Genomic DNA, 19,273 nt, shown 5'->3' on the forward strand with positions numbered 1-19,273 from the left:
GCGGTGACGCTCATTGGCGTTAGCCGCTCACCAAACACCAGGGCCGCCAGCACCATCACCAGTATGGGGGCGGCGTAGAACACGGCATTGGCAGTTGCCAGGGGCAGGTTGCCCAGGGCGATGACCATGCACAGCATGCCCGCCAGATGGATGTGAGCGCGGATGGCGTGGATTCTGAAGCCTTCGAAAAGGTGCTTCCGGTTCAGTTTGCCAGCCAGCGGCATGAGCATGAACAGGGTCAGGATGGAGCGCAGGAAGGCAAACTGGAATATTGGCGCGCCGGGCTCCAGCAGTTTGATAAACACATCAGAAACTATGGCCATGGCGTTGCCGATGATCAGCAATAAGATTGCGCTGTTGACTGTTTTTCCTGCCATGGTTTTACCCCTTACTTACTTTCCTCCCCCTTGGGAGCATTGGCCCGGCGTAACAACCCTTGCAAAACATGCTCCTTCGGCACCGCTGCGGGGTCCAGCCCGCAATCACAGATTGCGGTCGTTCGGCTGTCGCACGAAGCTTCGCTTCATAATCGCTTGGCCTCACCCATGTGAAGCTTGGGCTCCGCCATCCTTGGCTCCGCACAGTTCTGCAAGGGTTGTTACGCAGGGCTCCCTTAACTCGTGTGAGCATTCTAGTGGTATGCTAGTATCCGATAAAATGATCTATTAACTACTGGTATTAGAAAAATAGATAATGAAACTGCCGCCGCTGAAATCACTTCCCGTATTTGAAGCCGTTGCCCGTCTGAACAGCTTTTCGCTGGCTGCGGAAGAGCTGGCGGTGAGCCAGAGTGCGATCAGTCATCAGATCAAGCAGCTGGAAACCTATCTTGGTGAGCGGCTGTTCTGGCGCAGTGGCCGTACCCTCACGCTGACTGATGAGGGCCGGCAGTATCTGGATGGCGTCGGGTCGGCGTTGTTGCAGATTGAGCGGGTCAGTGAGCAGTTGCTGGGGCATGAGGAATCCCGGTTGCGGCTCTCTGCGTTCAGCTCGTTTGCGGTGCGGTGGCTGGTGCCCCGGTTGCCGGACCTTCAGCGGCAGCACCCGCAACTGGATTTATCGTTGGAGATGAGCAGTGAGAATCCGCTGCTGTCAGACCGGGTGGCCGATTGTTTTATTACCATCAAACCCACGTCACCGGCTTTCAGTTATGAGTTGCTGTATACCGAGCGGCTGTTTCCGGTGTGTAGCCAGGATTACTGGCAGCGTATGCGCCGGGAACTGAGGCGGGATTCAGAATTTGAGGGACGGGATGAGCCGGAGTTATCGACTGATGAGGTGTCAGAATTTCCTTTGTTGTCGACCCACAGCATTTTTGATAAAGCAGCCGGTGACTGGGAGGCATGGTATCACGGTGTGGACCAGAAGATTCCGGGCACAGTGCGGATACAGCACTTCAGCCACATGTTACTGGCGCTCGAGGCCGCACGGTTCCACCAGGGAATCGCGCTGACCAACGATTACATGCTGAGCACGCCAAAAGATTCCGGAGATTTTGTCCGCTTGCCCTGTCATTCGGTCATGACGGGTGACAGTTTTTACTTTGCATGGAAAACGAGCCGGCGGCAGGAGCGGGGCATCCAGACCTTGCGACACTGGCTGGTGGATGAGGCCATCAGGAGTCGGTTGCGGGCATCCTGAGGGCGCTACGATGGCTTGTCAGTTCGGCTTGGGTGGCGCTTTCGGGCTGAAAGCGCAGCGGTCCGGTTTGATGTCCAGCAGCGGGGTGCCATCCAGACAGTCCAGGCCGCGCACAATCAGCGTACCGTTTTCTATACGCACCAGTTTGACCATGGACGTGCCAATCGGATTGGGCCGAACCGGCGATCGCAGGGCAAAGGTACCGAAGGTCTGGCCGTCGTTTCCGGGGCTTTGCCGGATCAGGTCGCGGCGGCTCTGGTCCAGCCAGTAGAGCACCTCTATGGTGTCATAGTCTTCGAGCCCCGCAAGACCTTCGTGCCAGACAGGATCCAGAACCAGCTGGCACTCGGGGCCGTCAAAGCGGCCCTGGCGAGGGCAGTGCCGGCGATCGGTCCAGGGCGTGCGGATGGAGCCAATGAAGCGCAGGCCGGCATCCGGGGCAGGCCCGGGTTCGACGGCTTGCTCGTTAGTGCGAAGTGTTTCCTCATCGGTCACGGTGTGAGCCTCCGTTCAGTCTTCTTCCCTCGGTGGACGCTCCACGACTTTGCGTTTGCCCTTGGCGCACCGTGACAGCGCCTTCAGGCCATCGGCGTCAAACGCATCCACACGGATGACATCGTAAAGCGCTTCCAGGGCCTCAAGCAGCTTGTCGCATTCCTCTTTCTTCACGACGCCCTGCTCACACGCCCAGTCCACCAGCTCTTTGCGCTGATGCCCCATCAGCAGGTCAATGCCCCCCAGTTCGTCTTCATCACGGTTGCGCATCGCCTCGTGCAGGCGATCACGCATTTCCTGGGTTTCATTGGCCAGCCGGTAGGCATTCAGCACCCGGCCGAGAGAATCGTCGGGGTCGCTATTGATGTAGCAGCCTCGACTGATGCGCTGTCGCAGCGGCGTATCTTCGACAATACTGTTGGCTACCAGTGCGCCCAGTTTATCGTCCGGGCCGTTCAGGCCGGTGGCGCCCAGCGGGAACACCAGAATCCGCAGCGGCCACCGCAGCACTGGCACCGGAAAGTTTATGATCAGCTCACGCATGGTAACTTTCAGATCCCGCAAACTGGTCTGCAGGCACCAGTCTACCAGCGGGCGCTGGTTGTCCGGGTAGCCCTCTTCGTGCCATTGCTTGATTACCGCTGTTGCGTAATACAGGTGCACCAGGCAGTCGGCCATGCGGCCAGACAGCCGCTGTCGCGCTTTCAGGCCACCGCCCACAGAAAGTAACGTGACATCTGTCATCAGTGCAAAAGCCGCAGAGAAACGGGCCAGCTGACGGTAGTATGGCTGGATGTTGCCGTCGCGGGGCACCGGTTCCAGCAATCCGCCGGTCAGCGCCAGTACGAATGAGCGCAGGGCGTTGCGGGTGGTGTGGACGATGTGGCGATAGAAGATGCCGTCGAACTTCTCAACGGCTGCTTCCTTGTCCTCCATGCCTGCGGCTTTGATTTCTTCGACAATGAATGGATGGCAGCGAATTGCACCCTGGCCGAACACCATCAGGCTGCGGGTCAGAATGTTCGCACCTTCAACCGTAATGCCAATAGGCACGGCCTGATAGACCCGGGCCAGGAAGTTGCGGGGACCGGTGATCACGCCACGGCCTGCCACCACGTCCATGGAATGATTGATCACGTTGCGCATCAGGTCGGTGTTGCGGTATTTCAGCAGCGCCGAGGGCACCGACGGTCGAACGCCACGGTCGAGCATGCCGGCGGTCAGCAGCCGGGCGGCGTCCATCATGTAGGTATAGCCGGCTATGGGTTCCAGTGCTTCCTGTACCCCTTCGAACTGGCTGATGGAACGGCCAAACTGTTCGCGGGTAAGCGTATAGGAACCGGTCGCCAGGCTGGCGGCTTTGCCAGCGCCTGTGCCTAGTGCCGGAAGCGAAATGGAGCGGCCGATGGACAGACATTCCAGCAGCATCTTCCAGCCTTTGCCAAGCATGTCCTGGCCACCAATCACCTGGTCCATGGGGATAAACACGTCGTTGCCCCAGGTAGGCCCGTTCATGAACACGGTATTCATGGGCAGGTGCCGTGCACCGGCGTGTACGCCCTCCACATCTTTGGGCACCATCACACAGGTGACGCCAATATCGTCACTGTCCCCCAGCAGCCGGTCCGGGTCGTACACCTTGATCGCCAGACCGATCAGCGTGGCTACCGGTGCCAGGGTAATGTAGCGCTTGTTCCAGGTAACCTTCAGGCCCAGCACTTCCTCGCCGTTCCATTGGCCCCGGCAAACAATGCCCTTGTCCGGAATAGCACCCGCATCAGAACCGGCTACAGGAGAGGTCAGCGCGAAGCAGGGGATTTCTTCACCCCCTGCCAGTCTCGGCAGGTAATACTGTTTCTGCTCGTCGGTGCCATATTCCATCAGCAACTCACCGGGTCCGAGAGAGTTGGGCACCATGACGGTCACGGCTGCAGATACACTGCGGGTCGAGATCTTCATCACGACCTCTGAATGCGCCGTGTGGGAAAAGCCCTTGCCGCCCTGATTGTTGGGAATCATCAGTCCGAAGAAGCCGTTTTCCCGAATGAATTGCCAGACCTTGGCGGGCAGATCGTAGCCTTCGTGGGTGATCTTCCAGTCGTCGAGCATGCCGCAGAGCTTTTCGACCGGGCCATCCAGAAAGGCCTGCTCCTCGCTGCTGAGATGGGCAGGACGGGCGTACAGCAGCGCTGACCACTGCGGCTGACCGGAAAACAGCTCGCCGTCCCAGTCCACGGAACCGGAGCGCAGAGCTTCTTCTTCGGTGGCAGACAAGTGGGGAAGCCGTCCCCGTACCCATCCGAGAAGTGGCGCACTCAGCCTGTTTTTTCGAAACTCCCCCGGGAACAGCAGCGCCAGGCTTAATGCCAGCAAACCGCCGCCGAACAGGATGCTGAGCAGGTGCCAGCCGTCCTGAAACAGCCCGATAATGGTTGCCAGAACAAGCACGCCAGCAGCCGTAGTGCCGCCTATACCCAGATAGATCAGCACCAGGGCACTGATCAGCAGCAAAAGAACGCTCATGTGACAGACCTCCGTATCAATGTTGCCATTAGCCAGAAAACTCTATCTACCATCTGTCAAAGTCGGGACAGTTGCAAGGCATCCGCTCGGGTGGCAGGCACCAGTGGCGATCTCGCCGCAATGACCGGGCAATTGCGCGCGGCTGCGGGCGTGTTTTGTCCCGGAAGCGTTCAGACATAGCCCGCCGCAAACACCATTCCCAGCACCAGGGGCATGACGACCAGACTTCCCAGGTTACCGATCAGTACCAGCGAGGCGACCTTGTGTGGTTCCTGCTGGTACTGCTCAGCCAACATGTAATTCAGCACCGCCGGTGGCAGGGCCGCAAACACCCACAGGCTGGCGACCTGCAGGCCGGGCAGATCCATTATCGCAATCATTGGCCAGGCTAGGATCAGGCCGCTGGCGGGGCAGGCGATGGCACCCAGAAGCCCCAGCTTCCAGTCGCTGAAATCCACGTCGAGCATTCTCACCCCGAGGGCAAACAGCATCAGCGGAATACAGACTCCCCCCAGCATGTTCAGGGTTTCCAGTAACGCGCCGGGAAGCGCAATACCGCTGAAATTAACGGCAAGCCCGGCAATACTGGCAAACACAATCGGCAGCCGCAGGCGCCTCAGAATGGAGGTATGTGGGTCCAGCATGTGAAGCCCGAAAGAGAAATGTAGCAGCATTTCGACGATAAACAGTACTACGGCTGCCGGCAGCGCCTGCTCACCGAAAGCCAGCACCAGCAACGGCAGGCCCATATTGCCGGAGTTATTGAACATCATCGGCGGCAGGAAGGTTTTCAGATTCAGCTTCAGGACCCGGGCCAGCGGATACAGGACGACTCCTGAGCCCAGGACCACAACCGTTGCCGCCAGCGCCAGTCCGGCATAGTCCTGCAGCGGGGCCTCCTTGTCAGCCAGTACCGCAAATACCAGCATGGGCACGAACAGCTCCATGTTGAGCACGTTCAGGCCCCTGATGTCCGGAGTGCGGTAGCGGCCATAGAGTGCGCCGCAGCCGGCAACGAGGAACACCGGCAGAAGAGTGGACAGAATCTGGGTAATCATGGAAGGCTCTGGCTCAGGTATCGACAGCACGAACAAACCGTCAGGGTCGCAAGAAAGGAAGGCGGCGGGCAAGCGAAAACGCGAATACTTGCGACCAAAGGCCTATGCGCCACAGAATAGCAGCCGGCTAATTCAAACTTTTTTGCGGAGGCCAACTGTGTCCAGCAAATTTGACCAACCGCTGCCCCGGGAGAATACCGGCGCGGTTAAATACGATGCCCGGCAGGCGGTGTTTGGCCGTAACGACGTGATTCCCCTCTGGGTGGCGGATATGGATTTTGCCGCACCGCAGCCAGTAGTAGACGCCCTGACAGCGAGAGCCCGGCACCCGGCCTACGGTTACACCCTGTATCCGGACAGTGTCTATGAGGCCATGATTGGCTGGTACGCCGCTCGCCACGGGTGGCGCATTGAGCGGGAGTCGATACTGCTGGTTCCCGGTGTCGTGCCCTCGCTGCACGCCGCGGCCATGGCGTTTTCTGCTCCCGGCGACGGCATTATTATCCAGCCGCCGGTGTATCCGCCATTTTTTAATGCTATCCGCAAAACCGGACGTCAGGTTATCGAGAACCCGCTGGTTGAAGATCGGGGCGGGTACCGTATGGATCTGGAGCACCTGGACGCCTGCGCCGCCCGCGAGGATGCGAGGATTCTCCAGCTTTGTTCCCCGCACAATCCGGTGGGCCGCGTCTGGAACCGGGAAGAGCTGGTTGCGGTACTGGACATTGCCCGGCGCCACGCACTGATGGTGGTGTCAGACGAAATTCACTGTGACCTGGTGTTCCCGGACAAACAGCCGCACCAGATGCTGGGCCGTCTGGTATCGGATCAGGATGCCCTGGTCACCACCGTCGCTCCCAGCAAAACCTTCAATCTGCCGGGACTCGGGCTGTCGGCGTTGGTGGTGCCGAACCCGGAGCACCGCAGGGCGCTTAAGACCGTTTTCGACTCCATGCACATGCTGCAATGCAATCCGTTCAGCATGACCGGATTTGAAGCCGGTTATCGCCATGGCGGGCCCTGGCTGGATGAATTGCTTGCATACCTGCAGCACAACCGGGACTTTGTGGTTCAGACAGTGAACTCTGACCTGCCGGGCATCCGGGCCTTTGAGCCGGAGGGCTGTTACCTGGTATGGCTGGACTGCCGCGGACTGGGTATGAGTGACAGGGAACTCAAGGCGTTCTTTGTTCACCAGGCCGGGGTGGGCATGAATCCGGGCATCAGCTTTGGTCAGCAGGGCAGCGGTTTCATGCGTCTTAACCTTGCCTGCCCCCGGGCCATTCTCGAAACCGCTCTGGAGCAGATTCGCCAGGCCCTCGGGCGGCGCTAATGGACTTTCCGCGAACGGGTAGCCAGCAAGAGCCCGGCCAGGATCAGCCCGCCGCCGAGCAGATGGGGCGGACCCAGGCGCTCACCGAGGAAAATGCCGGCCAGCACCGAGGCAAACACCGGCGTCAGGTACATGAAAATCGCCGCCTTCGCCGGGCCAATCCGGTGCACGCCGTGGTTCCAGAAACCATAGGCGAGGATGCCGGGGAAAATGGCGAAATACAGCATTGGCAGGACGGTCGAACGGTTGAGCTCGAAGCCCCCGGAAATGAAAAGCAGGTCGGCCAGATAGAATGGGAAAATAACCATCGCCCCGGTGGCGATCTGCACCGTCAGAAAAGTCAGGGTTGGCAGTGGCACTGCCTGTCGCCGGAGCAATACCGAGAAAAGCCCCCAGCTGGATACTGCCAGCACCATCAGCAGGTCGCCGGGCTGAGCCTGTAGCCCGGTAAGCACCGAAAGGTCGCCCCTGGCTACCACCGTGACTATGCCGATAATCGCCAGCCCGATACCCAGAGCCTGCAGAGGCCGTGTGCGGTCGCCCAGAAGCAGCCAGGCCAGCAGGGCCACCATGATCGGAATGGTGGCGTTGATCAGCGCAATGTTGATCGCCGAGGTGGTCACCGCCGCCAGATAGAGCAATGAATTGAACGCGGCCACGCTGAACGTCGCCAATGCCAGAATAGAGCGCCAGTGCTGGCGAATAACGGCCCGCTGGCGCAGAACGCCGGGCAGCCCGAACGGCAGCAGAATGGCCAGGGCAATGACCCAGCGCCAGAACGACATGGACATGGGCGGAATCTGTCCCACCGCACCCTTGGCGACGACGGCGTTTCCTGCCCAGAACAGTGGGGTCAGAACCAGACCGGTATAGGCCAGCCACAACGATTTGCGGGTTTCGGAAGACACACCAGCTCCTCGGGTTTATCGCGAAGAAACAACCCAGTTTTCACCCTTTTTCGCGGCTTTCCGGTCGGCTTCGAGTTTCAGCAGGTGCGCCAGTGCAGACCTTGAAGCCACCCGGTGGAGTGGCCGGGGTACGTCGTCATAGGCCCGGGCGGTAATCGTCTTCAGGTCTGCGGGGCCTATAGCCTGAAGTATTTTCTCAATCTTGTGTTCTCTGGAGAGCCTGTGCGTGATCAGGTAATCAATCACCACACCGGGCTGTCCCATAAGGAAACCGTGGGCGGGGGCGATGAACTCGACGGGTTCGGCGAGAAGTTCGTAAAGTGACTCAATGTAGGCTTTCATGTCGCCGTCCGGCGGATTTATGACCACCGTCGAGCCCTGCATGATGTGATCACCGGAGAACAGCAGCTGTTGATCGACCAGCGCGAAACACACGTGGTTGGAGGCATGGCCCGGGGTATGGATGGTTTTGAGAATGCCCGCCTCGGTCACGATCAGGTCGCCATGTCCGGGCTCATCGTCGGGACAGAACGTCTGGTCCTGACCCGGGTGTTCCGGCGCTTTCAGACCGAAAACCCGGCAACCGGTTTTTGCCTTCAGTGTCGCGACTGCTGGCGAGTGGTCCGGATGGGTATGGGTCACGAGCACCTGGTCAATAATGCCCCCGGTCAGTTCCAGTAGCCGCTCTATATGGCCCGGATGGTCCGGGCCCGGGTCGAGTACGGTAAAACGCTCCTGCCCCAGAATGTAGGTATTGGTGCCGGGGCCGGTCATCATGCCGGGATTGGGTGCCGTCAGCCTGACCACCCCGGCGGCAATTTCCACCGGTTCACCCGGAATTATCTCTGCCCGGGTAGTGCCTTCCGCTTCAGGATCCAGCTTCGCGGCCTCGTCATAGGCCGGGGCGCCGGGCTCGAGTTCAACCGGGCCGCCTTTCCGGATGGCGGGCCATGGCTTGCTCGGCGCTGGCGCCGGTGGATTGGCATGGGCATAGCGCATGGCCGTTTCGGTGGTATCGAAGTCATTCAGCAGGCGCAAGGTCTGCACCGTTGGCAGGCCCAGCAGCCGCCGCCCGGCACGGTGATCCTCCAGGGCTTCAGCGGGGGTCAGCCAGATGTGATCAATGGTCTCGGTACCGTCATGGCTGGCGGCCTGGCCTGTCGGCGCGGGCGCGATGAAGAACCGGGTATCAAAACGCCGCGGCGGCCCGGGCGGTGTGGTCCAGTGGCAGAGATAGGCAAGCTGGTCCAGGGGAATGGTCAGTCCGTGCTGGCGGCAAAGTTCGGCGAAAGAAGTCTTACCCTGAAACAGGGCATCGCGTTCCCGATGTACCGGGTGGTCGGCGGTTATGTTTTTGCCGTCAGCTGTTTGCGCCAACAGGATGCCCGCTTCCTCAAAGCATTCCCGCACCGCCGCCAGCATATAGTCCGCACCGCCTTCATCCAGGCTCATGGTCTGACTGATTTCGGCATCTCCCGGGCCCAGCGCATGTGGGCGGCCCAGTGCTTCACCGGTATCAACACCGCCGCCCGGGAAAACGTAATATCCCGGCAGGAATACCGCATCCCAGGTCCGTTGCAAAAGCAGGACCTGCAGACCTTCGGGGGTATCTCTGGTCAGAACCAGCGTTGCCGCAGGGCGAATTTCCATGATTTGTCCGTATCTTTTTTTATCAGACTCCGGGTGAAGGTATACACGCAACCGGGTATTATTGGCCACCCGACAACATGCTACCACACAGGATGCCAACCTTGGCCCGTATCAAGCTGTCATTTCCGGACGACGTTTTCCACTTTGAAGCCAGGATGGCGGTGCGCATTACAGATATCAACGGCGCCAATCACCTGGGCAACGATGCCCTTATATCCATGCTCTCCGAAGCCCGCGCCCGGTTTCTGGTCAATTACGGTATTCAGGAAGTCGGCAAGGATGGCGTTGGCATTATTGTCACCGATCTGGCAACCATGTATGAGTCTGAATCTTTCTTCCCGGAAATGCTTCGTTTTGAAGTGGGCCTGATGGATTTCAATAAATACGGCGGCGATTTTGTCTTCCGGGTGACCAGGGAACAGAGCGGCCAGGCGGTGGCCATGGCCAAATACGGGTTCGTCTTCTTCAGCTACCGGGACAAAAAGGTTGTGCCCATGCCCGAAAGCTTCCGGGAACGGTTCGCCGGTCATTGATCCGGTGGCCCAGTACGGGTCCGGTCGCTACACTTGAGCTTCCGGTGCAGCGCCGCTTTAGCCATCATGTGGGCACTGACCGGGGCAGTCACGAACAGGAACAGCGTGATCAGCGCCTCCTGCACCGACACCCCGTCCTTCAGGTAACTGAAATACAGCAGTGACGCCACCAGAATGCAGCCGACGCCGAGCGTGCTGGCTTTGGTGGGGCCATGCAGTCGCATATAGAAGTCTTTCAGCTGTGCCAGACCAATGGAGCCAATCAGCGCCACAACGGCACCGCCCACCAGAAATAAGGTAATGATCAGCTCCAGTAACAGGGGCATCTCCGAATCGTTCATTCGATCACATCTCCCCTTAACAGGTATTTGGTCATGGCCACGGTACCGATAAACCCCATCAGGGCCATCAGCAGGGCGGCCTCAAACAGAACGCCCAGGGACATCTGGATATCCGCCAGCACGATCAGCGCAATACTGTTAATCATCAGCGTGTCCAGAGCAAGAATTCGATCGACAATATCGGGCCCGATGGCCAGCCGGTAAAGATTCAGCAGTACCGCTATACAGAAAACCCCGGTCACGAAGGGAATTACGGTAGCAATCATTGGAAGATCTCCTTCAGCGGCTGCTCGTAGCGTTCCTTGATGCTCCTGATCAGTTCATCTTCGTCGGTCAGGTGCAGAACGTGAAGCAGCAGAGTGCCAGCGTCACTGTCATAGTGGGCAGACACGGTGCCTGGCGTCAGGGAAATAGTGCTGGCCAGAACAGTAATGGCAAAGTCGTCATCCAGTTCCAGCGGAAAGATAACAAAGCTCGGTGTCAGCTGGTTGGGGTAGAAGATGATGAGGCGGGCCACAGTCAGACTTGAGTGGATAACATCCATCACTAACACCATCGAATAGCGCAGTAGCGGCAGCGGATGGCGCACCCGGGCCTGTTCCGGCCAGAATGCCTGGGTGACAAACGGAATGAACAGGCCCAGGGCCAGCCCCAGCAGCACCTGGGCCATGGAGAAACTGTTCGCCATCAGCAGCCAGAGCACCGCCAGAAAGAGTGAGAAAAGAGGCCTTGGCAGCCAGAAGTTGCGACGGCTCATTGCGTCACCTCCCCGCTATTCACATTGCTGCTGTTAACCTCGCTGCTATTTACCTCGCCATCATGGCGAATGTAATCGCCCAGTACAGCATCGACATACCCTGCCGGCTGATAAACAAGCTCGGCGGCCACTTCCAGGTAATTCATGACTGGCTGGGCAAACAGACTGAGCGCCAGGCTGATGGCAATCATGAGTGCTACCGTGGCCGTGCGCCCCCTGTCCAGGGGTGGTGTTACCTTGAGGGTGCGCTCACCAGGTCGCCAGAACCAGCCCGAGCCAGTTCTGCTCAGTGCGGTGATAATCAACAGCCCTGATCCGAGAATGGTGGCCCACAACCAAAGGTAACCCGGCAGATGGGAAGAGGTCTGCAGAATCCAGGCCTTACTGACGAAACCACTGAAGGGCGGCAGGCTTGCCATGCTGACAGCGGCAATCAGAAACAGGCTGCCCAGTAGCCAACGGTGAGCCAGCGGAGAGATAATCGAAAAGCTGTCATAGCCGGCTTCACGGTAGCGCCCGATCAGGTCTGCAAGCAGAAAGAACACGGCTGTCATGCAGGTGGTGTGTATCAGATAGAACAGGCTTGCAGCCAGCAGGTGCTGGTTGTTCATGGCGAGGGTGGCTAATAATATGCCCACGGAAACGATGACCATATAGGCGGTGAGCGTTCGCAGGCTGGAGGCGCCCAGCACGCCGATGCCTCCCAGCGTCAGGGTTATCAGGGCCATGGGCCAGAGCCAGGCCATAACGGTGTCATTGGCGGGTGCCGCCTGATCCAGCCCGAATACCACCAGAAATACCCTTACCATGGCGTAAAAGCCGACCTTGGTCATGATGGCGAACAATGCAGCGACCGGCGCGCTGGCGGCGGAGTAGGCCCGTGGCAGCCAGAACAGCAGCGGCAGCAGGGCGGCCTTGATACCGAATACTACCATCAGCAACAGCGATGCTGCCTTCAGCAATGGCAGGTCGGATGCTGGCGCATTGGCAATCACCTGTGCCAGATCGGCCATGTTCAGGGTACCGGTGAGGCCGTATAGAATGCCCAGCGCCAGCAGAAAAAGCGCAGAACCGACCAGGTTGATAATCACGTAGTGCAGCCCCGCCCGGCTGCGGGCGCGGCCTCCGCCGTGGAGCAGCAGCGCGTAGGAGGCGATTAGCAGTACCTCGAAAAACACAAACAGGTTGAACAGATCGCCAGTGAGGAAAGCGCCATTGATACCCATCAGCTGAAACTGTAACAGGGCGTGAAAATGGGAGCCCGCCTCATCCGATCCCCGGCTGGCATACAGCACACAGAACAGGCTCAACAGGGCCGTCAGCAGCAGCATAATGGCGCTCAGCCGGTCCAGCACCAGCACAATCCCGAAAGGCGGCTGCCAGTCGCCCAGGTGGTACAGGGTGTAATCGTGCACGCCCGCCTGCATGACCGCCCAGATGGCAAATACCACCAGCAGCAGGGTAGAGGCAACGCTCAGGAATCGCTGGCGACCGATGTTGTAGCCATACATCAACAGCAGAAAGGCGCCGGTGATCAGCGGAATCACGATGGGCATGATCATCAGGTGGTTCATTGGCGGTCCTCGTTCGGATCTTCGCCATCCACATGGTCACTGCGCAGCTCCACCGCCGCTTTCAGCGCAAGGACCACTACAAATGCCGTCATCGCAAAGCTGATCACAATCGCTGTCAGTACCAATGCCTGGGGCAGTGGGTCGGTATGGGACTCCGTCAGCCCGATCAATGGCGGTGCACCAGTAGTCAACCGACCCATGGTGAACAGGAACAGGTTCACCCCGTGTGATAGCAGCGTCAGCCCGAGCACCACCGAGAAGGTGCGCGCCCGCAGAATCAGGTAGACCCCGGTGCTGGTCAGCACCCCCAGGCTAATAGCAATGACCAGTTCCATCAGCCTGCCTCCTTGCCGGGTCCGGCTACCGTCATCAGCTTGCCCAGGTTCGCCAGTATCAGCAGGGTAGCCGCAACAACCGTGGTGTACACGCCAAGGTCAAACAGCAGTGCCGTGGCCAATTCGAATTCGCCAAGTATCGGCCAGTCCATGTGGGCGAAAGCGGACGTAAGGAAAGGGTAACCTGTGAACCAGCTGCCTATTCCGGTGGCGGTTGCGATCAGCAGTCCCGCCCCGATCAATGGCCGGAACCTCGTCAGCATACGCTCCTGTGCCCAGGCCAGCCCGCCGGCCATATACTGGAGAGTCAGCGCAACGGCAGTCACCAGTCCGGCGATGAAGCCACCTCCCGGCATATTGTGACCCCGCAGGAAAATATAGGCAGATACCAGCAACGCAATGGGCAGGACCATGCGCGATACCATCTGCAGGATTACCGGGTGCGGCTCTGCAAACCCCTTCAGGGAGCCTGAACTGGCTACCCGCTGTTTCAGGTGCAGATCGCGGGTGAATGCGAATACTGCAACAGCAGCGATGCCAAGCACAGTGATTTCACCCAGGGTATCGAAGCCCCGGAAATCCACCAGAATCACATTGACCACGTTGGTGCCGCCCCCTCCGGGAACACTGTTGGCAAGGAAATACCCGGAAATGGTATCGGCGGGCCGGGTCAGTACCGCGTAGGCGAAGAGCGCAACGCCGGTCCCCGCCAGGCCGGCCAGGCTAAGATCACGAATAACCCGGCCCCCACCGGACTCTCTGGGAGAGGTCTGGGGCAGGAAGGACAGCGCCAGCATCATAATCACTATGGCCATGACCTCAACTGACAGTTGTGTCAGTGCCAGATCCGGAGCCGAAAACCGGGCGAACGCGAGAGTGACGAAAAGGCCCGTCACCGACAGCAGAAGCAGGGCCGGCAAACGTTGATGGTGAAAAAGCACAACCCCTATGGCGGACAGGCAAAGGATGATGGCACCGAAAACGCCGATGGCATCAACCGACGTCAGTTCCGATGGCCCCCGCCAGTCACTGTTACCGATGAGCATCCACAGCGCCGGCGCTATGGCCGCTACCAGAATGAATGCCAGATAACGCTGGAGCGAACCGTTTTCCAGCCGGTGGACCAGAATCTGGGCAAGCCGGATGCAGTTTTGCAAAGTCCGCTCGAAAATGTTTTTGGCATCCACCTCGGGCAATTGGCGGTGAATGGCGAACAGGGGGTTGCGGGCAAGGTAGAAAAGCAGCCCGCCGACCATTGCCACTAAGCTCATCATCGCCGGTACCCGGGCTTCAGCGAGAGCTGCAAAGTCATACAGAGGTAACTGGGTCAGGGCGGTGGCCGAGACTGCCAGGTGAACCAGTGTGTCGTAGGTGGTCTGTGGCGCAAGCCCCACGAAAAGTGATCCCAGGGCCAGAATCAGAAGCGGTATCAGCATACCTGCGGGTTTTTTCTTCGGCGGCCAGTGGGGAAGATTCACTGGCTGCCCGTTAAAGAACACGTTATGGAAAATGCGCACGGAATAGGCAACCGAGAATAGCCCGGCAATGGTGACCCAGACCGGAATCAGCGTCTCGGCCCAGCCGGGTGCGCTCACCAGCAGACTTTCCGTGAACAGCATCTTTTTGCTCAGGTAGCCGCTCATCAGTGGCAGGCCTGCCATGGCAGCGGCAGGTATTATGGTAATCAGCATCAGCGCCGGCATGGTTTTCCAGAGGCCATTGATATTGCGCATATCCCTGCTGCCAGTGGTCTGGTCAACAATTCCGGCCATCATGAACAGAGGCGCTTTGAACAGGGCATGGCAAACCAGATGGAAAAGCGCTGCGGCCATGGCCATTTCGCTGCCCATGCCGATCAGCAGGGTGATCAGCCCCAGGTGAGAAATGGTGGAGTAGGCAAGCAGGCCCTTGATGTCGTGCATGAACATGGCCACGAAAGCGCCAACCATCAGGGTAATCATGCCAGTGATGGTGATCAGCGTGAACCACAGCTCGGTATCGCCCATGGCAGGGTGCAGGCGGGCCATCAGGAAGAGCCCGGCCTTCACCATGGTGGCCGAATGCAGGTAGGCGGACACCGGTGTTGGTGCCGCCATGGCGTGGGGTAGCCAGAGGTGGAAGGGCGCCTGGGCGGACTTGGTGAAGGCGCCAAGCAGGATCAGCGTCAGCGTAAGAGGATAGCGGTCGTCGCTGGTGATGGTGTCAGCGGCGGCCAGAATGTCGGTGATCTGGTAACTGCCAACGATCTGCCCCAGTAGTAATATGCCCCCTAGCAGGGCCAGGCCACCGCCGCCGGTGATCACCAGAGACATGCGAGCGCCCCGACGGGCACCGCGACTGGTCCAGGTGAAGCCGATCAGCAGGAAGGACACCAGGCTGGTAAGTTCCCAGAACACCAGCATGAACAGCAGGTTTTCCGATAGCACAATGCCCAGCATGGCGGTCATGAACAGTTGGATCAGTACAAAGAAGCGCCCTGCCGTATCCTTGCCGGCAAAGTAGTATCGCGCGTAAATAATGATCAGACAGCCGATGCCGGTAATCAGCACGGCGAATAGCCAGCTGAGTCCGTCCAGCCGGAACGCCAGGTCGAGGCCGATGCCGGGTATCCAGGAAAGGGTGTAGACCAGGGCCTCACCGGACTGAATCCGGGGAAGGTAGCCCAGAAGCAGCAACAGGCAAACGGCAGGGGCAATCAGCGCGAGTAGCGCATGAGTTGGCACATAATCCGGGCCAGGCTGCTTCAGCCTTGCCAGAAATGAAGCAATCGCGCCTAAAACGGGCAGAAAAATGAGTAGTCCCATGTCCATAATGGTGTTCAACCCGTGAGGAGTGAGTTCTGTTTCGGATTCAGCTTAATTCAAAAACGGTATGTGAAACTGATGTTTAAAGCCTGCTCAGTCTTATAAATCAAGAATGGGCAAATTGCCAGGCGAGCTTTCGAACACCTTGACGATAAAACGAGTACGCCATTATACCTGCCAGCAGATTGCCTGCCAGTGCCCCGGTCATCAGCCCGCTGATTCCCGCTATCTGGGCACCGACCCACAGCAAGGGCAGGAAGCATAAAAACAGGCGCATTGTCGATACCAGTAGCGCCCGCATTGCCAGCCCAAGGGCATTGCATACGGATACCATCAACATGCACACACCCAGCCCGCTGTAGCTGAGTGGTACCCTGACAAGGTAGGTGCCAAGCACATTCCTTACTTCCCGGTCGCTGGTGAAAAGTTCTGATACCAGCCCGGACGCCACCAGCCATATCAGGCCGATGACAAGTTGCCATAGCACCACGAACCGCACCGCCAGCCGAACCAGTCGGCGGATCTGTCCAATCTCGCCGGCACCAAGCAGCCGCCCGATCATTGGTGGCATCGACATGGTCAGTGCCAGCACCACTACGATGGAGAAAAACTCAAGGCGCGTACCCAGGCCCCAGGCGGCCACAGCGGCGGAACCAAAACCCGCCACCAGCGCCGTGGCCAGCATTGCAGAGGCCGGTGGCATCAACTGGCTGACCATGGCCGGTGCGGTAATGGCCCCAAGCTGCCGAAACGCTTTTGCCAGCGCCAGTTGGGTCAGGTCGAAGCGCAGCCAACCTGATTTCTTTAGTTTCGGGAAGATAAACAGACAGCCAAGCGCAAACGAGCACACCGTGGCGATTGCAGCGCCCGGAAGCCCCCAGCCAAAGACAAAAATGAAAACAGGGTCCAGCGCGATGTTCAGCACACTGGTGGCGACCATCAGATAGCCCGGTAATTTTGTGTCCCCGTGAGACCGGCAGACGCTGTAACCGAAATACAGCATGGCACCGGTCCAGGCCGACAGCAGCCAGGGAATCCAGTAGCTCCTGATCAGTGGCAGCAGGCTTTGCTCGGCCCCCAGCATTGTCATGATCAGGGCTTGTGATAACCAGAGCCCGACACACAACACCAGCACCAGCACCGCGCCCACCAGCACCACCAGCCCGCCCAGCCGTTCGGCCCTGAGAACGTCACCTGCGCCCAGTGTTCGGGAAATAATGGCGGTGGTGGCAATGCCCAGGCCCACCTGAAGCCCGATAATCAGTTGCTGCATCGGCAGCGTAAAGCCGAGGGCGGCAAGCGGGTCGCGACCGAGCTGGCCGATAAAGGCGCTGTCCACCAGCTGAAAGGTCATCAGTGAAAGCACACCGAACAGCATGGGCCAGGTCATCGAAAAAAGCTGACGGCCCAGGCCTGCGTCGGAAGGGGTGGCGCTGGCGGACAAATCCGTCAGAGTGCGTTCAGCGCTGCGTCATAATCGGGCTCGTCCTTGATGTCGGGTACCAGTTCACTGTGAATGACCTTGTTGTTCTGGTCCAGAACCACCACCGCTCTGGCACAGAGGCCTGCCAGTGCGCCATCCTGGATGGCAACGCCGTAGTCCTGCTGGAAGCTGTAATTGCGGAATGTTGAAAGGGTGATCACGTTCTCCAGGCCTTCAGCGCCGCAAAAACGGCTCATGGCAAACGGAAGGTCGGCGGCAATCACCAGCACCACCGTGTTTTCGAGCCCGCTGGCCTTTTCATTGAACTTGCGGGTGGAAGTGGCGCAGGTGGGTGTGTCCAGGCTCGGCACAATGTTCAGCACTTTGCGCTTGCCCGCCCATGTGTCGAGGGTGACCTCTTCCATGCCCTGATTGGTGAGGGTAAATTCAGGTGCCTGATCACCGGGCCGGGGCAAAGTGCCGCTGACCTGCATCGGATTTCCAGCGCGAGTTACCTGGGCCATTTTGTGCTCCTCCGTTCGACAATTGATTGATGATACAGCTTACTACTTTTAGCCGGTTTTGGATGTTTTTTCACGGCTGGAATAACTGCTGGTCATGCCGTCTGAAACTCTGCAGCTGCATGATTGCGCACCAGCAGCAGATAGCTGGCAAGGGCCGAAACTGCGCAGATACCGATGATGACGGCCATGACCACCGGTGTGCCGTTGTGGAAATACCCCACCAGCACCCCGACAATGGCCGCGACCACCATCTGGATAAATCCGAACAGCGCTGATGCTGAACCCGCCATGCCGGGAAAGCTGGCCAGGGCGCCAGCCATGGTTTGTGGCAGCACCATGCCCACTCCTGCGATGAATACGATCTGCGGCAGAATAACGGCCCATACGGTGTTAACGCCCTCCAGCGCCAGCCCGCTCATGACGGCACCGCCGCTTACCGAGACGACCAGGCCGCGAAGCAGGATCTGATCCGGTGTCAGTTTGCGGCCCAGCCTGATGGCCATGAGATTACCGGCGATATAACCAGCCACGACACAGGCGAAAAACAGGCCGAAATGTTGCGGTTTTACCCCGAAAAATTCGATCAGCACGAACGATGAGCCGGACAGAAATGCAAACAGTCCGGCAAAGGCCAGGGAATTGGTCAGGGTGTAGCCGATAAAGCCGATGTCTGAGCCGATCCTGCGATAATTTCGCAGCAGGCTGCCAATCGCCAGTGACTGGCGATGCTGCGGGTTCATCGGCTCGGGTATGCCAAAAGCCACCACCAGGGCCATCAGCAGTGAGTAGGCGCCCAGCGCGAGAAACAGCGACGGCCAGCCCAGACTCACCATCATGAAACCGCCAATGGTGGGCGCAACGGCGGGTGCCAGAGCCATGATGCTGGCAAGAATCGCCATGATCCGGGCGGCTTCACGGGGAGTGTATATGTCCCTGACGGCGGCGCGACCCAGCACAGGCCCGGCGGAGCCGCCAAGCGCCTGCAAGAACCGGCAGAGGATCAGGGTTTCGATACTTTCTGCCAGGGCGCAGCCGATGCTGGCGAGCGCAAACAGCAGGAAGCCACCAATCATGATGGGCTTGCGTCCGAAACGGTCGGCCAGGGGGCCACATACCAGCTGGGCGAGGGCGAAGCCTGTCAGGTAGATGCTCAGGGTCAGTTGAATCTGCGTCGCGCTGGCGGAAAGACTTTCAGCCATCAGCGGCAGCGCCGGAAGGTACATATCGATTGCCAGAGGCCCGAGCGCAACAGCGGCAGCCAGTAATACGGTGGTCCAGATACTTGTAAGCGCGAGCATTCTATTCCTGATAACTGTGGGTAAAGCGGAGGTTTACTGAGTAGCCAAGTGTACGCCGACCCGGTGGACAGATAAC

The 19,273-nt window shown here is 59.0% G+C and carries 18 protein-coding genes; 3 read left to right on the forward strand and 15 right to left on the reverse strand.

Annotated elements, in window-relative coordinates; all coding sequences use genetic code 11:
• Positions 1-377, reverse strand: a 377-nt coding sequence (locus VJ956_RS13155; protein ID WP_324085498.1) for an EamA family transporter, incomplete at its 3' end; no start/stop codon positions are given.
• Positions 378-693: 316 nt separating this feature from the next.
• Between VJ956_RS13155 and VJ956_RS13160 the strand changes: the two genes are divergently transcribed.
• Entirely contained in the window at positions 694-1,641 is a 948-nt protein-coding gene (locus tag VJ956_RS13160; RefSeq protein WP_324085499.1) for a LysR family transcriptional regulator, read from the forward strand.
• 18 nt (positions 1,642-1,659) lie between these two features.
• Here the strand turns inward: VJ956_RS13160 and tsaA are convergent, their stop codons facing one another.
• The 3 genes from tsaA to VJ956_RS13175 all read right to left on the reverse strand — a co-directional run bounded on the left by tsaA (position 1,660) and on the right by VJ956_RS13175 (position 5,717).
• Entirely contained in the window at positions 1,660-2,136 is a 477-nt protein-coding gene (gene tsaA / locus VJ956_RS13165) for a tRNA (N6-threonylcarbamoyladenosine(37)-N6)-methyltransferase TrmO (RefSeq protein WP_324085500.1), read from the reverse strand.
• A gap of 15 nt (positions 2,137-2,151) precedes the next feature.
• The gene (locus VJ956_RS13170; RefSeq protein ID WP_324085501.1) at positions 2,152-4,659 is read right to left on the reverse strand and encodes an acyl-CoA dehydrogenase; all 2,508 of its coding nucleotides are present in this window, start codon (positions 4,657-4,659) and stop codon (positions 2,152-2,154) included.
• A 170-nt stretch (positions 4,660-4,829) separates the two neighbouring features.
• Complete coding sequence (locus VJ956_RS13175; protein WP_324085502.1) at positions 4,830-5,717, reverse strand: AEC family transporter; 888 nt, start codon at positions 5,715-5,717, stop codon at positions 4,830-4,832.
• A gap of 157 nt (positions 5,718-5,874) precedes the next feature.
• Between VJ956_RS13175 and VJ956_RS13180 the strand changes: the two genes are divergently transcribed.
• The gene (locus VJ956_RS13180) at positions 5,875-7,050 is read left to right on the forward strand and encodes a PatB family C-S lyase (protein WP_324085503.1); all 1,176 of its coding nucleotides are present in this window, start codon (positions 5,875-5,877) and stop codon (positions 7,048-7,050) included.
• Here the strand turns inward: VJ956_RS13180 and VJ956_RS13185 are convergent.
• The gene (locus VJ956_RS13185; RefSeq protein WP_324085504.1) at positions 7,047-7,958 is read right to left on the reverse strand and encodes a DMT family transporter; all 912 of its coding nucleotides are present in this window, start codon (positions 7,956-7,958) and stop codon (positions 7,047-7,049) included. The genes VJ956_RS13180 and VJ956_RS13185 overlap by 4 nt on opposite strands.
• A 15-nt stretch (positions 7,959-7,973) precedes the next feature.
• Positions 7,974-9,608 carry an MBL fold metallo-hydrolase gene (locus VJ956_RS13190; RefSeq protein WP_324085505.1) on the reverse strand — a complete coding sequence of 545 codons (1,635 nt, stop codon included), beginning with the start codon at positions 9,606-9,608 and terminating at the stop codon, positions 7,974-7,976.
• A 101-nt stretch (positions 9,609-9,709) separates the two neighbouring features.
• On the opposite strand from VJ956_RS13190, the gene VJ956_RS13195 reads away from it, so the two are divergent.
• Entirely contained in the window at positions 9,710-10,141 is a 432-nt protein-coding gene (locus VJ956_RS13195) for a thioesterase family protein (RefSeq protein ID WP_324085506.1), read from the forward strand.
• Here the strand turns inward: VJ956_RS13195 and VJ956_RS13200 are convergent.
• The 9 genes from VJ956_RS13200 to VJ956_RS13240 all read right to left on the reverse strand — a co-directional run bounded on the left by VJ956_RS13200 (position 10,135) and on the right by VJ956_RS13240 (position 19,197).
• On the reverse strand, positions 10,135-10,482 hold the full coding sequence (locus VJ956_RS13200; RefSeq protein ID WP_414674444.1) for a Na+/H+ antiporter subunit G: 348 nt from the start codon (positions 10,480-10,482) through the stop codon (positions 10,135-10,137). The genes VJ956_RS13195 and VJ956_RS13200 overlap by 7 nt on opposite strands.
• Entirely contained in the window at positions 10,479-10,748 is a 270-nt protein-coding gene (locus VJ956_RS13205) for a K+/H+ antiporter subunit F (RefSeq protein WP_324085507.1), read from the reverse strand. The genes VJ956_RS13200 and VJ956_RS13205 overlap by 4 nt, the downstream gene beginning before the upstream one ends.
• Entirely contained in the window at positions 10,745-11,239 is a 495-nt protein-coding gene (locus VJ956_RS13210) for a Na+/H+ antiporter subunit E (RefSeq protein WP_324085508.1), read from the reverse strand. Before VJ956_RS13210 ends, VJ956_RS13205 begins: the two co-directional genes overlap by 4 nt.
• The gene (locus VJ956_RS13215; protein WP_324085509.1) at positions 11,236-12,813 is read right to left on the reverse strand and encodes a monovalent cation/H+ antiporter subunit D; all 1,578 of its coding nucleotides are present in this window, start codon (positions 12,811-12,813) and stop codon (positions 11,236-11,238) included. The genes VJ956_RS13210 and VJ956_RS13215 overlap by 4 nt, the downstream gene beginning before the upstream one ends.
• On the reverse strand, positions 12,810-13,148 hold the full coding sequence (locus VJ956_RS13220) for a Na+/H+ antiporter subunit C (RefSeq protein WP_324085510.1): 339 nt from the start codon (positions 13,146-13,148) through the stop codon (positions 12,810-12,812). Before VJ956_RS13220 ends, VJ956_RS13215 begins: the two co-directional genes overlap by 4 nt.
• Positions 13,148-15,958 carry a monovalent cation/H+ antiporter subunit A gene (locus VJ956_RS13225; protein ID WP_324085511.1) on the reverse strand — a complete coding sequence of 937 codons (2,811 nt, stop codon included), beginning with the start codon at positions 15,956-15,958 and terminating at the stop codon, positions 13,148-13,150. The genes VJ956_RS13220 and VJ956_RS13225 overlap by 1 nt, the downstream gene beginning before the upstream one ends.
• Before the next feature lie 100 nt (positions 15,959-16,058).
• Positions 16,059-17,342 (reverse strand): MATE family efflux transporter, encoded by a 1,284-nt coding sequence (locus tag VJ956_RS13230; protein WP_324085512.1) that lies wholly within the window; start codon positions 17,340-17,342, stop codon positions 16,059-16,061.
• Positions 17,343-17,401: 59 nt separating this feature from the next.
• Positions 17,402-17,899: a thiol peroxidase gene (gene tpx / locus VJ956_RS13235; RefSeq protein ID WP_324085513.1), complete on the reverse strand. Its 498-nt coding sequence runs from the start codon at positions 17,897-17,899 to the stop codon at positions 17,402-17,404.
• Positions 17,900-17,991: 92 nt separating this feature from the next.
• Positions 17,992-19,197: a Bcr/CflA family multidrug efflux MFS transporter gene (locus VJ956_RS13240; RefSeq protein ID WP_324085514.1), complete on the reverse strand. Its 1,206-nt coding sequence runs from the start codon at positions 19,195-19,197 to the stop codon at positions 17,992-17,994.
• Between the last annotated feature and the right edge of the window lie 76 nt (positions 19,198-19,273).

It is taken from the genome of Marinobacter sp. (assembly GCF_035268745.1).
Classification (GTDB): Bacteria; Pseudomonadota; Gammaproteobacteria; order Pseudomonadales; family Oleiphilaceae; genus Marinobacter.